The organism is Pseudomonas sp. TSRC2-2 (assembly GCF_049897785.1).
Classification (GTDB): domain Bacteria; phylum Pseudomonadota; class Gammaproteobacteria; order Pseudomonadales; family Pseudomonadaceae; genus Aquipseudomonas.
Window position 1 is genome coordinate 390,447 of record NZ_JAFCWZ010000004.1, and the last position, 14,445, is coordinate 404,891.

General features: G+C 60.6%; 12 protein-coding genes and 1 pseudogene. 7 read left to right on the plus strand and 6 right to left on the minus strand.

Annotated elements, in window-relative coordinates:
* Window positions 1–78: 78 nt before the first annotated feature.
* Genes paoA through paoC form a run of 3 tightly spaced genes read left to right on the plus strand, consistent with a single transcriptional unit; the run spans window position 79 to window position 3,850 of the window.
* A complete protein-coding gene (paoA, locus tag ACP7D9_RS10550) occupies window positions 79–702 on the plus strand; it encodes an aldehyde dehydrogenase iron-sulfur subunit PaoA (RefSeq protein WP_101162633.1) in 624 nt (207 codons plus the stop codon).
* Complete coding sequence (locus ACP7D9_RS10555; RefSeq protein ID WP_313002996.1) at window positions 699–1,655, plus strand: FAD binding domain-containing protein; 957 nt, start codon at window positions 699–701, stop codon at window positions 1,653–1,655. The genes paoA and ACP7D9_RS10555 overlap by 4 nt, the downstream gene beginning before the upstream one ends.
* Window positions 1,652–3,850, plus strand: a complete 2,199-nt coding sequence (paoC, locus tag ACP7D9_RS10560; protein WP_426157237.1) for an aldehyde oxidoreductase molybdenum-binding subunit PaoC — start codon at window positions 1,652–1,654, stop codon at window positions 3,848–3,850. Before ACP7D9_RS10555 ends, paoC begins: the two co-directional genes overlap by 4 nt.
* A gap of 122 nt (window positions 3,851–3,972) precedes the next feature.
* Here paoC and ACP7D9_RS10565 read toward each other — a convergent pair whose 3' ends face one another.
* Window positions 3,973–4,443, minus strand: a complete 471-nt coding sequence (locus ACP7D9_RS10565; protein WP_101162636.1) for a (R)-mandelonitrile lyase — start codon at window positions 4,441–4,443, stop codon at window positions 3,973–3,975.
* A gap of 96 nt (window positions 4,444–4,539) precedes the next feature.
* Here ACP7D9_RS10565 and ACP7D9_RS10570 point away from each other — a divergent pair, with 96 nt between their 5' ends.
* Complete coding sequence (locus ACP7D9_RS10570) at window positions 4,540–5,433, plus strand: LysR family transcriptional regulator (RefSeq protein WP_426157239.1); 894 nt, start codon at window positions 4,540–4,542, stop codon at window positions 5,431–5,433.
* Window positions 5,434–5,439: 6 nt separating this feature from the next.
* Here ACP7D9_RS10570 and ACP7D9_RS10575 read toward each other — a convergent pair whose 3' ends face one another.
* A complete protein-coding gene (locus tag ACP7D9_RS10575) occupies window positions 5,440–6,399 on the minus strand; it encodes an aldo/keto reductase (protein WP_426157241.1) in 960 nt (319 codons plus the stop codon).
* A gap of 111 nt (window positions 6,400–6,510) precedes the next feature.
* Between ACP7D9_RS10575 and ACP7D9_RS10580 the strand changes: the two genes are divergently transcribed.
* The gene (locus ACP7D9_RS10580) at window positions 6,511–7,281 is read left to right on the plus strand and encodes an alpha/beta hydrolase (protein ID WP_426157243.1); all 771 of its coding nucleotides are present in this window, start codon (window positions 6,511–6,513) and stop codon (window positions 7,279–7,281) included.
* Window positions 7,282–8,011: 730 nt separating this feature from the next.
* Here ACP7D9_RS10580 and ACP7D9_RS10585 read toward each other — a convergent pair.
* Entirely contained in the window at window positions 8,012–8,821 is an 810-nt protein-coding gene (locus tag ACP7D9_RS10585; RefSeq protein WP_426157245.1) for an OBAP family protein, read from the minus strand.
* Between the two features lie 441 nt (window positions 8,822–9,262).
* Between ACP7D9_RS10585 and ACP7D9_RS10590 the strand changes: the two genes are divergently transcribed.
* The gene (locus ACP7D9_RS10590; protein ID WP_426157247.1) at window positions 9,263–9,691 is read left to right on the plus strand and encodes a nuclear transport factor 2 family protein; all 429 of its coding nucleotides are present in this window, start codon (window positions 9,263–9,265) and stop codon (window positions 9,689–9,691) included.
* Between the two features lie 182 nt (window positions 9,692–9,873).
* Here the strand turns inward: ACP7D9_RS10590 and mqo are convergent, their stop codons facing one another.
* Complete coding sequence (gene mqo / locus ACP7D9_RS10595; protein ID WP_101162641.1) at window positions 9,874–11,520, minus strand: malate dehydrogenase (quinone); 1,647 nt, start codon at window positions 11,518–11,520, stop codon at window positions 9,874–9,876.
* 526 nt (window positions 11,521–12,046) lie between these two features.
* Here mqo and ACP7D9_RS10600 point away from each other — a divergent pair.
* Entirely contained in the window at window positions 12,047–12,478 is a 432-nt protein-coding gene (locus ACP7D9_RS10600; protein ID WP_426157249.1) for a nuclear transport factor 2 family protein, read from the plus strand.
* A gap of 153 nt (window positions 12,479–12,631) precedes the next feature.
* On the opposite strand, the gene ACP7D9_RS10605 is transcribed toward ACP7D9_RS10600, so the two are convergent.
* Both ACP7D9_RS10605 and ACP7D9_RS10610 read right to left on the minus strand, forming a co-directional pair.
* Entirely contained in the window at window positions 12,632–13,495 is an 864-nt protein-coding gene (locus tag ACP7D9_RS10605) for a methyl-accepting chemotaxis protein (RefSeq protein ID WP_371918404.1), read from the minus strand.
* Window positions 13,490–14,308: pseudogene (locus ACP7D9_RS10610) on the minus strand (MCP four helix bundle domain-containing protein); the annotation flags it as partial. The gene ACP7D9_RS10605 and the pseudogene ACP7D9_RS10610, both read right to left, overlap by 6 nt.
* Window positions 14,309–14,445 lie beyond the last annotated feature (137 nt).

Sequence of the window (14,445 nt, forward strand, 5' to 3'; positions counted from 1 at the left end):
GAGACTGGCATGCATGCCGGCGCGCCCGTTTGGGCCCTTTGCAATCCTGCCGCCCGATGAGAGACAAGGAATCGAACCATGCCGATTTCCCGACGCAACTTCATGATCCTCGGCGCCGTAACCGCGACGGCGTTCGCCATGCCCCCCTTTATCAGCCTCAAGGCCTACGCGGCCAGTCTGGAGCAACCGGCCATGAGTCAAGTTACCCTGCAAGTGAACGGCAAACCGCAAACCCTCGAAGTCGACACCCGCACCACCCTGCTCGACGCCCTGCGCGAACACCTGCACCTGACCGGCACCAAAAAAGGCTGCGACCACGGCCAGTGCGGCGCGTGCACGGTGATCGCCGACGGTCGGCGGATCAACTCCTGCCTTACCCTGGCGGTGATGCACGAAGGCAGCGAAGTCACCACCATCGAAGGCCTCGGCATGCCCGACAAGCTGCACCCTATGCAGGCCGCGTTCATCAAGCACGACGGCTACCAATGCGGCTATTGCACGCCGGGGCAAATCTGCTCGGCGGTCGCTGTGCTCAAGGAAATTCGCGATGGCATTCCCAGCCACGTCAGCCCGAGCCTGACTGAGGCGCCCAAACTGATCGCCGCCGAACTGCAGGAACGCATGAGCGGCAATATCTGCCGCTGCGGCGCTTACTCGAACATCATCGAAGCCATCACTGAAGTCGCGGAGGTGCCGGCATGAGAGCCTTCAATTACAGCCGCGCCGACTCGCCTGCCGCAGCCGCTTCCCAGGCTGCGCAAGTCGAAGGCGCCAAGTTCATCGCCGGCGGCACCAACCTGCTCGACCTGATGAAACTCGACATCGAAACCCCAGTGCACCTGATCGACGTCAACCACTTGGGCCTGGACCAGATCGAAGCCACGCCCGAAGGTGGGTTGCGCATCGGCGCGCTGGTGCGCAACACCGATCTGGCCGCTGACGCCCGCGTACGCAAGGACTACGCCCTGCTCTCCCGCGCCTTGCTTGCAGGGGCTTCCGGGCAGCTGCGCAACATGGCGACCACCGCCGGCAACCTGCTGCAACGCACCCGCTGCCCGTACTTTTACGACACCCACCAGGCCTGCAACAAACGCAATCCGGGCAGCGGCTGCTCAGCGATCGGCGGCGTTACTCGGCAGTTGGGGATCATCGGCGTCAGCGACGCTTGCATCGCCACCCACCCGAGCGACATGGCCATTGCCATGCGCGCGCTGGATGCGCAGATCGAAACGGTCAAACCTGACGGCAGCAAGCGCAGCATCGCCATGGCGGATTTCCATCAATTGCCGGGCAACACGCCGCACATCGAAACCAGTCTCACGCCCGGTGAATTCATCACCGCCGTGACCCTGCCCGCGCCAGTCGGCGGCACGCACATTTATCACAAGGTTCGCGATCGCTCGTCTTACGCCTTCGCGCTGGTTTCGGTCGGTTTGATCTTGCAAAAGGATGGCACCGGCCGCGTTGCCGTCGGCGGCATTGCGCCGAAACCGTGGCGGGTCGAAGCCGCAGAAGCGCTGCTGCCCAAGGGCGCCAAAGCGGTCAGCGAACGCCTGCTCGAAGGCGCGACACCTACCGATGACAACCAATTCAAACTGACACTGGTCGAGCGCACGCTGGCCTCGGTGTTGGCGCAAGCGAGGGAAACCGCATGAAATTCGACACGCCCGCCACCACCAACCCCATCGATCGTCTGAAGGTCGTTGGCCAGCCTACCGAGCGCATCGAAGGCCCGTTGAAAACCAGCGGCCAGGCGACCTATGCCTACGAGCAACATGAAGCGGCGGCCAATCAGGCCTACGGTTTCATGGTTGATTCGGCAATCGCCAAAGGACGAATCAAAGCCATCCATCTGGGCGAGGCCAAAGCTGCCCCCGGTGTGTTGGCGATCGTCACTGCCGAGAACGCCGGCAAACTCGATAAAGGTGATTACAACGCCGCGCATCTGCTCGCCGGTCCCGAGGTTCAGCATTACCAGCAAGCCGTCGCATTGGTGGTTGCCGAGACCTTCGAACAGGCCCGCGCTGCCGCGCAGTTGGTCAAGGTCGATTACGAAACCCTCGAGGGCAAGTTCGATCTGGCCAGCGTCAAAGACCTCGGCGTCGAGCCGAAAGACGAGCTGCCCGACGTCAATCACGGTGATTTCGACAAGGCATTGGCCGCCGCACCGGTGCAGTTCGACCAGACCTACACCACCCCGGATCAGTCCCACGCGATGATGGAACCGCACGCGACACTGGCTGCGTGGAAAGGCGACCAACTGACCGTGTGGACGTCGAATCAGATGGTCGCCTGGAGTGTCGGCGACATTGCAAAAACCCTTGGCCTGCCGAAGGAGAACGTTCGCCTGGTCTCGCCGTACATCGGCGGCGGTTTCGGCGGCAAACTGTTCATTCGCGCTGATGTGATCCTCGCGGCCCTCGGTGCGCGCATGGCGGGTCGGCCGGTAAAAGTCGCCCTCGCCCGCCCGCAAATGGCTAACAACACCACCCACCGCCCGGCAACGATTCAGCGCATCCGCATGGGCGCCACGCCCGATGGCAAGCTGACCGCCATCGCCCACGAGGGCTGGTCGGGCAACCTCGCCGACGGCAAGGTCGAATTGGCCGCGCAACCCAGTCAATTGTTGTACGCCGCAGAAAATCGCCGCGTCAGCATGCGGTTGGCCCCGCTCGATCTGCCCGAAGGCAACGCCATGCGCGCACCGGGCGAAGCGCCGGGCCTGATGGTGCTGGAAATCGCCATGGACGAAATGGCCGAACAGCTGAAAATGGACCCGGTGCTGTTCCGCATCGTCAATGACACTCAGGTCGATCCGGTAAAAACCGAGCGGCCGTTCTCTCAGCGTCAACTGGTCAAATGTCTACAGCTCGGCGCCGAGAAATTTGGCTGGGATCAGCGCAACGCGCAGCCGGGCACCCGCCGTGAAGGTCGTTGGCTGATCGGCATGGGCGTCGCGGCGGCGTTTCGCAACAACCTGCTGGTCAAGTCCGGCGCCCGTGTACGCCTGGAGCGCGACGGCAAGGTGATCGTCGAAACCGACATGACCGACATCGGCACTGGCAGCTATACGATCATCGCCCAGACGGCTGCGGAGATGATGGGCGTCGGCCTGGATGATGTGGTGGTGCGTCTGGGCGATTCGGACTTCCCGGTGTCGGCCGGTTCTGGTGGCCAGTTCGGCGGCAACTGCTCGACCGCCGGGGTCTACGCTGCGTGCGTGAAACTGCGCGAAGCGGTCGCCGCCAAGCTCGGGCTGGCGGCGGATCAGGCCGAGTTTGTCGATGGTCAGGTGCGCGTCGGCAACAAGAGCCTGCCGCTGCGCAATGCCGCTGAAGGCGGCGCGCTGGTTGGCGAGGACAGCATCGAATTCGGCGATCTGGCCGAGAAGTATCAACAATCAACGTTTGGCGCGCACTTCGTCGAAGTGGCCGTCGATGCCGCCACCGGCGAAGTCCGGGTGCGGCGCATGCTCGCGGTGTGCGCTGCCGGGCGAATTCTCAACCCGACGTCGGCGCGCAGTCAGGTCATCGGCGCGATGACCATGGGCGTCGGCGCGGCATTGATGGAAGAGCTGGCGGTGGACAAGCGTCTGGGCTTTTTCGTCAACCATGACCTGGCTGGATACGAAGTGCCGGTGCACGCCGACATTCCGCATCAGGAAGTGATCTTCCTCGAAGAAACTGACCCGATCTCATCGCCAATGAAGGCCAAAGGCGTGGGTGAATTGGGGATTTGCGGCGTGAGTGCGGCGGTGGCGAATGCAATCTACAACGCTACCGGCGCGAGAGTGCGTGAGTATCCGATTACGCTGGACAAGATTCTTGATTCGTTGCCCGAGATGATCTGAAGAAACGTCGACGTAAAAACACTCCTGTAGGAGCTGCCGCAGGCTGCGATCTCTTGATCTCCAAAGCAAGATCAAAAGATCGCAGCCTCGTTGCACTCGACAGCTCCTACAGGGTGTTTTGCTTAGCGCGGATATTGCTCATCACTGACCTGCTCCATCCAGTCCACGACCTTGCCATCCAGCACTTCCGCAATCGCGATGTGACTCATCGCCGTCGTCGGCGCCGCGCCGTGCCAATGCTTGGCGCCCGGGGCTATCCACACGGTATCGCCCGGACGGATTTCACGAACCGGCTGGCCCCATTCCTGTACGAACCCAGCTCCCGAAGTCACGATCAATGTCTGCCCCAGCGGATGGGTATGCCATGCCGTTCTCGCGCCCGGCTCGAACGTTACGGTGGCGCCACTGACGCGCCCCTCGTCGGTGCCCTTGAACGGGGCATCCACTCGCACCGTGCCGGTGAACCACTCAGCCGGCCCCTTGGCCGAGGGCTGGGAGCCATTCGGCGTAACGGTGACACGCGGTTTTTCGGTGGCCTGCACCTCGCCAGTCAGCAGCGACAGGGCCAGTGCGGAAGCAGCAATCGGGTTCATGGCGGTTCCTCCGGATAAATAATGGCTCACTGTAGCGGTCAGCACTCTTTGGATAATCGACTAGAATCCAAAAAAACTTATGCAGGACAATCATCAATGCTTCGAGAAAATGCCACCGACCTGCTCGCCTTCCTCGCCGTTGCCCGTGAACGCAGTTTCACCAAGGCCGCCGCCAAGCTCGGTGTGTCGCAGTCGGCGCTCAGCCACACCATTCGCAGCCTCGAGGCACGGCTCGGTCTGCGCCTGCTGACCCGCACCACGCGCAGCGTTTCGCCGACCGAGGCCGGCGAACATCTGCTGCAAACCATCGGTCCGCGCTTCGAGGAAATCGAGATCGAACTGGCCGCCCTGAGCAGCCTGCGCGAGACCCCGGCCGGGAAGATTCGCATCAGTGCCACTGACCACTCGTTGAACTGGATCCTGCGCCCGGTGTTGCAAGCGTTCCTGCCGCAGTACCCGGATGTCGCCGTCGAAGTCTGCTGTGATTACGGTTTCGTCGACATCGCCGGTCAGGGCTTCGATGCCGGGGTGCGTCTGGGCGAGGACGTGGCACAAGGGATGATCGCCACGCGCATCGGCCCGGACATGCGCATGGTCGTAGTCGGGTCGCCCGCTTATTTTGCCCGGCGCGGTACGCCGCAGACCCCGCGCGATCTGACCAACCATGCCTGCAATAACCTGCGCCTGCCCACTAATGGTGGACTGTATGCGTGGGAATTCGAAAAGGAGGGAGAAAGCCTGAAGGTTCGCGTCTGCGGACAAGTCACGCTGAGCGGCGTGTACCCGTTGCTCGACGCCGCGCTGGACGGTTTTGGTCTGAGTTACATTCCGGAAAACGTTGCTGCGCCCTTTCTGGCCGACGGCCGCCTGGTCCAGGTGCTGGCCGATTGGTGCCCGAAGTTTTCCGGTTATCACCTGTACTACCCGAGCCGACGCCAGGCAGCGCCGGCGTTTGCGTTGTTGCTGGAAGCGTTGCGCTATCGCGGTTGATCCGGTTCAGCCCAGCAACGCAATCAGCTGATGCCGCTGCGCATCGGTCAGCATCGGCCCAAATCCGGCTCCGGCGTTCTCAGCCATGTAGCGCGGATTGCTCGTCCCCGGAATCACGCAAGTCACCGCCGGATGTGCCAGGAGAAATTTCAGTGCCAGTTGCGGCCAACTGTGGACCTGCACATCCGAGACCCAGGCCGGCAGTGGCTTGCCCTTGAGCCTGTTGAGCAGGTCGCCGCCGCCAAAAGGTCGATTACAGATCACTGCCACACCGCGTTCACGGCACAGAGGCAGGATGCGCTTTTCCACGCCGCGGTCATCGAGGGCGTAGTTGATCTGCAGGAAATCGAGCTGCTCGGCTTTCAGCACCGCTTCGACCTCGTCATACGCCGACGAGGTGTAATGAGTGATGCCGATGTAGCGAATCCGCCCCTGCTCTCGCCATTCGCGCAGTGTCGGCAGGTGGGTTTGCCAGTCGAGCAGGTTGTGAATCTGCATCAGGTCGATGCGCTCTGTCTGCAGCAGGCTGAACGACTCCTCCATCTGCGCGATGCCCTCCTCGCGTCCGCGAGTCCATACCTTGGTGGCGAGAAAGGCCGGCGATCGCGGTTCGTGGATCGACAACAGTTCACCGGTGGTCTGCTCGGCGCGGCCGTACATCGGTGAGCTGTCGATCAGCGTGCCGCCCTTCCTGAACAGCGCTTCGAGTACGGCGGGTAATTGTCGGTAAACCGGGTCGCCCGGTGCAGCGTCGAAACCGCGATAGGTGCCCAACCCGACCATGGGCAGCGACTCGGAGCTGGAAGGGATGGCGCGGGTCTGCATGGTCTGGTCTCCTGCCGCGTGTGGCGCAGTGATGGCCGGCGGTGTGCCGCTGGCCAACGCCCGATCAATCGTCAACACCACCGCAGCCTCGGCAGCCAGGGTCAGCAAGCGGCGACGGGTATAACCTTCAGTGTGGCGCATGCGGATCCTCCTGCTGCGCGGATCTGTTGCATGGTGTGTGCGCAGGCTGGCAGGCGCAGTCGCTGAACTACACTGCCACAGCCACCTCCTCACTCCGTTAAAAGTAGCCGAATGTCCCGAACCCTGATGTCACTCGTCGTTTTCATCATTGCCGTGTACCTGGTGCTGTGCGCCGCGCTGTTCGTGTTTCAGCGTTCGCTGATTTGGTTTCCCCAGCCTGCCGCGGTGGTTTCAGCAGATTCGCGATTGAAACTGTCGATGCCGGACGCTGACGTGTGGGTGACTGCGCGAGAACGCAGCGGATCACGGGCGCTGATCTATTTTGGCGGCAATGCCGAGGACGTCTCGCGCAATCTGCCGGAGTTCACTGACGCGTTTCCTGACTATGCGCTGTATTTCATGCATTACCGGGGCTTTGGTGGCAGCACCGGCTCGCCTTCGGAGGCCGCGATTGCCGAAGATGCGCTGGCGTTGTTCGATCAGGTCTACGCCAGCCATCCACAGATTGCGGTGATCGGGCGCAGCCTCGGCTCGGGCGTGGCGGTGCGCCTGGCCAGTCAGCGGCCGGTGCACAAGCTGATCCTGGTGACGCCGTTCAACAGTCTCGAAGAAATCGCCGCCCGGCAATACCCTTGGGTGCCGGTGAAATGGTTGCTCAAGGATCGATTCGAATCGGGCAAATACGCGGCGCACCTTCGCGTGCCGACGCTGTTATTGGCGGCGAGTCATGACGAAGTGATTGGACGCAGCAGCACGCAGCGGCTGTTCGAGAGTTTTCCTGCGGGCGTGGCGACGCTGAAGGTGGTGCCGGACTCGGGGCATAACTCGATATCCGAGCGTGAGGAATATCTGCGGTGGATAAAGGATGTGTTGCATCGCTGAGGGATGTAGCGATCACGCGGCCGCCTTCGCGAGCAAGCCCGCTCCCACAGGAGATTTGTGGGTTGCCGGGGATCCGGGTGCAGCCGAAAAACTTGTGGGAGTGGGCTTGCTCACGAAAGCGGCGGGTCAGGTCAAAAATCTGTATCTGACACACTGCCTTCGCGAGCAAGCCCGCTCCCACAGGAGATTTGTGGGTTGGCGGGGATCCGGGTGCAGCCGAAATACCTGTGGGAGTGGGCTTGCTCACGAAAGCGGCGGGTCAGGTCAAAAATCTGTATCTGACACACTGCCTTCGCGAGCAAGCCCGCTCCCACAGGAGATTTGTGGGTTGGCGGAATCTGGGTGCAGCCGAAAAACCTGTGGGAGTGGGCTTGCTCACGAAAGCGGCGGGTCAGGTCAAAAATCTGTATCTGACACACTGCCTTCGCAAACAAGCCCGCTCCCACAGGAGATTTGTGGGTTGGCGGGGATCTGGGTGCAGCCGAAATACCTGTGGGAGTGGGCTTGCTCACGAAAGCGGCGGGTCAGGTCAAAAATCTGTATCTGACACACTGCCTTCGCGAGCAAGCCCGCTCCTACAGGAGATTTGTGGGTTGGCGGGGATCCGGGTGCAGCCGAAAAACCTGTGGGAGTGGGCTTGCTCACGAAAGCGGCGGGTCAGGTCAAAAATCTGTATCTGACACACTGCCTTCGCAAACAGACTCGCTCCCACATCGGTTAGCGCATATGACTATGGCTGACTGCTGCTCCGGGCATTTTCATCCCCAGGCGTGGCCGGGCGCGGCATGACGTGCTGATGCCCGGTCGGGTCGGTGAGCTGCACGGCATTGCCCTTCTGCCACGCATCAGCCCCTGGTGCGACAGGCGCGGGTTTGATGTCGGCGCGGGCCTTTTTCTTTTCGGCGCTATCGATGCCAAGACGCTGGTCGCGCTGGCGGACCATTTGCGCATCCGCTTGGCCGTCAGCAGTGAAGCCCATCATCAGCTGCGGCACGCCCAGCGGCAGTTGCTTGTCCTGATCGGTGTGCCAGGTGTGCCAGGTCTTGCCGTAGGTATTGGCGAGCTTCTCCATCAATCGCGTTTCTGCCACTTGCGGAATGCCGGGCGCGATCAACTGGCCGGACGTCACTTCGTGGGCGTGGCTGTGCCACAAGGCTTTTTCCTTCGCAGGCAATTGCGTGAACAGACGCTGGCTGATGATGTACTCCACGCCCATCAACTTCGCTTCAGCGCTGTTGCCGTCGTAGATCACACACTGGAAAACTTCCTCGTTGAGCGCCGAGCAGTAGTGGTGTGCTTCCATCTGCGCGCCGGGATGGCCGTTGTAAAAATGGAAACCATCCAGGTACATGTTCAATGCGCGGATCGGCGGTTTGTCCTGCAACCATTGCGCGCCGACTTCGAGCATCTCTGTGTCGGAAGCCTTGGCGTGACCGGGAGTCTGCACCGGCGAATCGGTGTTGCTCATCGCGCAACCGGTCAGCACAGCGACCATGAAACCGATGGGAACCCAACGTCCCTGCGAGGTTGTAGTACGCATGTTTCGCTCCTCAAACATTCAGTGGCGGGCACGTGCTGGCCCTGTTCTGCAACTGAAAGCAGGAGAACGGCAGAGTTCGAAAAAGCTGCGTGCGAATCAGACGGGAGAGATCGTCGCCAGTACGCCAATCAGGATGGTCAAGGTCAGAAAGCCGCCGAGGAAAATCGCCATCTTGTACATGTTGCGCTCCTTGATGCTGAGTGTGCGGTGCACCGGACGCTTCGGAATGAGGTCGGAGGATGTATGTCCGCACTGCCGGGGCATTGTGAGGCTGAGGCTGTACTGAATACAGAGGCAGATGAAACAGAAATATACGGATCAGATGCGCATCTGATCCGCTTCGGGCATATACCGGTATTCAGCCTGAGGCGTGAGGATCCACTTTCGGCCCGGTTGATCTAAAGTCATTGCCCACTGACAACAATAACAACCGGAGTGACCATGCCCGACCTCACCTTGCAGCCCAACGTCGCCGCGTCCCTGAAGCGCTGGCACGAAATGATCCGCAGCGGCAAGCTCAAAGCGCTTCCCGAACTGCTCGATGCGCATGCTGTATTCCGCTCGCCCATGGCTCACACGCCCTACCCCGGCGCGCCGGTAGTGGCGATGATCCTCAACACCGTGTTCGAGGTGTTTGAAGATTTTGCTTATCACCGCGAGTTGGCGACGGCGGATGGCTTGAATGTGATTCTCGAATTCAGCGCCAGGGTCGGCAGCAAGGAACTCAAGGGCATCGACATGATTCGCTTCGACGCCAGCGGCAAGATCGTCGAGTTCGAAGTGATGGTGCGGCCGTTGAGCGGATTGCAGGCATTGGGCGAGGAAATGGGAAGTCGTTTGGGGGCTTATCTGGCATCCACAAAAGCCTGAATCCCATTACCGGTGCGTAGGAGCTGACGAGTGCAACGAGGCTGCGATCTCTTGATCTTGATCTTCAAAACGTCAAAGTCAAAAGATCGCAGCCTCGTTGCACTCGTCAGCTCCTACCAACCAGGCATAAAAAACCCACTGACCGTCGCCGGTTCAGTGGGTTTGGTGTGTCAGGGTTCTGGTTACAGAGCCATGTCACGTGCAGCATTTTCTTTCGGCGCTACAGCTTTTTCAGCCGCAGGTGCCGCTGGAGCAACGACCTGGCCGATCACCGGAGGCGTCGGCAGTTCGAGGATCTTCGCGGTGTAAGCCCACTCGGCAGCGACCTTGGCCGGATCGCTGTTGAGCTGGGTGCCGTAGCTCGGCACGATCTGGTGCAGCTTGGCCTGCCACTCAGGAGTCGCGACTTTATCTTTGAAGACTTTCTGCAGCACGCTCAGCATGATCGGTGCAGCAGTCGACGCGCCTGGCGATGCGCCCAGCAGACCGGCGATCGAACCGTCTTGCGAAGCCACGATCTCGGTCCCCAGTTTCAGCACGCCGCCAGCGGCTTCATCACGCTTGATGATCTGTACGCGCTGGCCGGCTTGCCACAGGCGCCAGTCTTCAGCCTTGGCGTTCGGGAAGTATTCCTTCAGCGCGTTCATGCGGTCTTCATCCGACAGCATCAGTTGACCGGCCAGGTACTCGACCAGCGGGTATTCCTTGATGCCGACCTTGGTCATTGGCCAGATGTTGTGGGTGGTGGTGCTGGTCAGCAGGTCGAAGTACGAACCTTCCTTGAGGAATTTGGTGCTGAAGGTTGCGAACGGGCCAAACAGAATGACGCGCTTGCCATCCAGAACGCGGGTGTCCAGGTGCGGAACGGACATCGGTGGCGAACCCACCGAGGCTTTACCGTAAGCCTTGGCCAGGTGTTGTTCGGCAATCGTCGGGTTTTCGGTGACGAGGAACGAACCACCCACCGGGAAGCCACCGTATTCCTTGGCTTCAGGAATGCCCGACTTCTGCAGCAGGTGCAGGGCACCGCCGCCAGCGCCGATGAACACGAACTTGGCGTCGGTCTCGGTTTTGCTGCCGTCTTTGAGGTTTTTGTAGCTAACACGCCAGGTGCCGTCGGCGTTCTTGGTGATGTCCTCGACTTCGCTCGACAGTTTCAGATCGAAGTTGGGTTTGGTTTGCAGGTGAGCGGCGAACTGGCGGGTGATTTCGCCGAAGTTCATGTCGGTACCCAGCGGGCTCCAGGTGGCCGCGATTTTCTGGTTCGGGTCACGCCCTTCCATCATCAGCGGTACCCACTTCTTGATCACCGCCGGGTCTTCGGAGTACTGCATGCCAGCGAACAGCGGGCTCGCCTGCAGGGCTTCGTAGCGCTTTTTCAGAAACTTGATGTTGTCATCACCCCACACGAAGCTCATGTGCGGTGTGGTGTTGATGAACGAGCGAGGGTTCTTCAGCACGCCTTGCTGAACCTGCCAGGCCCAGAATTGACGGGAAACCTGGAACGCTTCGTTGATCTCGACGGCTTTCGGGATCGTTACGTTGCCCTTGTCGTCTTCCGGGGTGTAATTCAGCTCGGCGAGCGCCGAGTGACCGGTACCCGCGTTGTTCCAGCCGTTGGAGCTTTCCTGGGCGACGCCATCGAGACGCTCGACCATTTCCATCGACCAGGTCGGTTCCAGCTCATTGATCCACACACCCAGTGTGGTACTCATGATGCCGCCGCCGATCAGCAGGACGTCAACTTTCTTGGCTTCGGCAGCATTGGCAGACGACATCCCCATCGCCAAAGCCAGACCGAGCAAGGCTGTGTTCACTTTCTTAAACATCTGTTGCACCTATGATAAAACGCCTTCCGCCCGTCGTTGTTATCAGTCTGCGTTGCGCTGTGTTGACGCTCAGGCTGGCGTCGCGCAATCGGCACACTTCAATATTGACGGGTGGGCACACAAGGCCGACCTGTTGCATCGACCTCAGTTAATGTCCCTTCTGAACTGACTTCTTATCGTTATTGGCTTCAGCTGCTTGAGCGACAGGGATCCCGTCGGCCCGCTGAAAAAGCAGGCCAACCGAATTAGGTCAAAGCAAATTGGCGCGGAGAATATCACGTCAGGGCGAACCCGCGCGTCTGTTCCCGACTTGAAAGTCTTTTTGCGCTCAGGGACTTATCGGCCATCAAGCTCCAAACATGACCCCGCTAAAGCATTGGCCACGAAAATTTTTGCGCGATGCGCATCGCATCTCAGCGAATTTGCCAACGGCTCGTTGCTCACGTCGAAAATAACCTGCTACGTTGTACGATGACTGACGAACAATGCGCCAGTTATTCCAATCCAATAACAACAAGGAAACAACATGATCAAATTTCGCCTCATTATCGGCTTGTTCTGCGCCTTCAGCGCTTGCGCCATGGCTGCCCCTGCCCCAGCGGAAAAAGAAGTGGCCCAAGCGGTCGATCACCTGACCCAGGCAATGCTGCACAAAGACATCGCCGAACTGAACGCTCTCACCGCACCGAACCTGACCTACGGCCACTCCAGCGGCAAGATCCAGGACAAGCAGGAATTCATCGCCGATATCGAAACCGGCCGCAGTGCGTTCAAAACCCTGGAAATGCAGAAGCAGACGATCACAATGTCCGGCGATACCGCGCTGGTGCGTCACCATTTTTCTGCGCAGGCATTAAAGGGAACCGAGGTGATTCCGACCGAGATCGAGAATTTTCAGATCTGGCAGAAACAGGGCGGGAAATGGCTGTTGGTCGGGCGGCAGGCGTTCAGGTTTTGATCAAGGGCACATTGGCCTGATCCACATTTGCCCGAGCCGGCCTCTGCGCGAGCAAGCCCGCGCCCACCAAGGACCCGACATTGCCGAACCTTGTGGGAGCGAGCCTGCTCGCGAAAGCGCCAGATCAGGCATCACAAAACCCTCACATGAATCTCACAACCGAAACCGATCCACCGACCGCGCCAACTGTCCCGCCAGATCCGACAACTCATCCGTGGTCGTCGCCGTCTGCCCGATCACGCGGCTATTGCCCTCGCTCATCCCGGCAATCATCTCCACCTGATGGGCGATTTCGTTACTGGCCATACTCTGTTCGCCAATCGTGCGGGTGATGTCATTGACCAGTTGCGTGGTGTTCAGCGTGGCGTCGAGGATTTCGCGAATCGCCCGCTCGACTTCCGCCGTCACCGCCATGCCCTTGTCGACCTGCGCCACGCCCGCCTCCATGCTGGTTACTGCTTCGCGCGTGCTGCTCTGAATCCGCGCGACCATCGCAGCAATTTCCTGAGTCGAGGCGCTGGTGCGTGCCGCCAGACTGCGCACCTCATCGGCGACCACTGCAAAACCCCGGCCCTGCTCACCTGCCCGCGCCGCCTCGATCGCGGCGTTCAGTGCCAGCAGGTTGGTCTGGTCGGCGATGCTCTTGATCACTTGAATGATGTTGAAAATCGCCTCGGATTCCTGGTCCAGCGTGCGGATCACCTGCGCCGACTGCTGCGCCGAGCGGGCGATGTCGTCCATGTCGCTGACCACTTGATGAATCACCCCGCCACCCTCCTTGGCCAGGGTTTCAGCTTGATTGGCCATGCTCAGGGCGCGCTCGGCGTGGCGGGTGATTTCTTCGATGCTGGCGGTCATCTGACTGGCGGCGGCGGCCATGGTCCCGGCGGCGACGCTCTGCTGCTGGCTACTGTCGGCGACCTGATGGCAGCCGTGGCTCAGTTGCTCGCTCATGCCGCTGACGCCGTGGGCGTTGCGCCGGACCACGTCGATCATATTGCGCAGGTCGCGCTGCATGGTCGCCAATGTCCGAATCAAAACACTGGCTTCGTCCTTGCCGACGGGCTCGATAATCGGCTCGCTGAGGTTGCCATGAGCAATGCTTTCAGCGATGCGGCTGGCAGACTTCAGCGGCCCGAGGATGCTGCGCATCACCCAGCGGCCCTGAACCAGCAGCAACAACAGGATGGCGATCAGCACCACGCCAAGGGCGAGATTGGCATTGCGAATGGCGGCTTCGGTGCCTTCGCTGGTTTGTCGGGTGTTGCTTTCAATCAACTCGCTGAGCGCTGCCATCTGTTCTTCGAGCTGGCTGAACGCGCTGTTGAACGTGCCGAGCTGCTGCTGGGCAGCGTCGGGGTTGTCCAGCGCCATGCCGACGATCTGCTCGGCGGATTTGATATAGGTGTCGAGGCTCGGCTTGATCTGCTCCAGCGCCGTGCGCAATGCCGGGTTGATCGGCAGCTTCAGGTTGTCATTCAGCACTTCACGAAAATGCCCGGCGTGCTCGGTGAGCGAATCGCGCACTTCTGTGGCGGTGGCGGTGCTTTTGCCCAGGCCGAACAGCATCGCCGAATAGACATCGGCGCGCAGGGCGTCGTGCATCATGTCGGCCTCCATGTGATTGCGCAGCGCGCTCATGCTCACCGTGTTGTCGCCGACCGCCGTGGCCATTCGCAGGTTGCCGACGTAACTGACCAGACTCACGATCAGCGCCGTCAGCAGGCTGGTCGCAATCAGCAGCACCAAACGCAGTTTGATCGACACCGTGGAATCTCCCGTGGGCACGCTGAATTGCGCTTGTCGGAATTCAGTTAAGCCTATTTGCATGGCACTGCCGACAAAGAGCGTATCGGCTGATGTCAGCGGCGACTTGAATCGGGCAAAACTTTTCAACTGCGCGCCCGGTCACACGTTGCAGCGCCTGGATAACGCCCTCATCGCCGGTAAACCCTGGCAGGCTATCA

What these genes read in the sequence shown, in the direction of transcription:
- paoA (WP_101162633.1), top strand. Translation starts at nt 79, where the DNA reads ATGCCGATTTCCCGACGCAACTTCATGATCCTCGGCGCCGTAACCGCG.
- ACP7D9_RS10555 (WP_313002996.1), top strand. Translation starts at nt 699, where the DNA reads ATGAGAGCCTTCAATTACAGCCGCGCCGACTCGCCTGCCGCAGCCGCT.
- paoC (WP_426157237.1), top strand. Translation starts at nt 1,652, where the DNA reads ATGAAATTCGACACGCCCGCCACCACCAACCCCATCGATCGTCTGAAG.
- ACP7D9_RS10565 (WP_101162636.1), bottom strand. Translation starts at nt 4,443, where the DNA reads ATGAACCCGATTGCTGCTTCCGCACTGGCCCTGTCGCTGCTGACTGGC.
- ACP7D9_RS10570 (WP_426157239.1), top strand. Translation starts at nt 4,540, where the DNA reads ATGCTTCGAGAAAATGCCACCGACCTGCTCGCCTTCCTCGCCGTTGCC.
- ACP7D9_RS10575 (WP_426157241.1), bottom strand. Translation starts at nt 6,399, where the DNA reads ATGCGCCACACTGAAGGTTATACCCGTCGCCGCTTGCTGACCCTGGCT.
- ACP7D9_RS10580 (WP_426157243.1), top strand. Translation starts at nt 6,511, where the DNA reads ATGTCCCGAACCCTGATGTCACTCGTCGTTTTCATCATTGCCGTGTAC.
- ACP7D9_RS10585 (WP_426157245.1), bottom strand. Translation starts at nt 8,821, where the DNA reads ATGCGTACTACAACCTCGCAGGGACGTTGGGTTCCCATCGGTTTCATG.
- ACP7D9_RS10590 (WP_426157247.1), top strand. Translation starts at nt 9,263, where the DNA reads ATGCCCGACCTCACCTTGCAGCCCAACGTCGCCGCGTCCCTGAAGCGC.
- mqo (WP_101162641.1), bottom strand. Translation starts at nt 11,520, where the DNA reads ATGTTTAAGAAAGTGAACACAGCCTTGCTCGGTCTGGCTTTGGCGATG.
- ACP7D9_RS10600 (WP_426157249.1), top strand. Translation starts at nt 12,047, where the DNA reads ATGATCAAATTTCGCCTCATTATCGGCTTGTTCTGCGCCTTCAGCGCT.
- ACP7D9_RS10605 (WP_371918404.1), bottom strand. Translation starts at nt 13,495, where the DNA reads ATGCAGCGCGACCTGCGCAATATGATCGACGTGGTCCGGCGCAACGCC.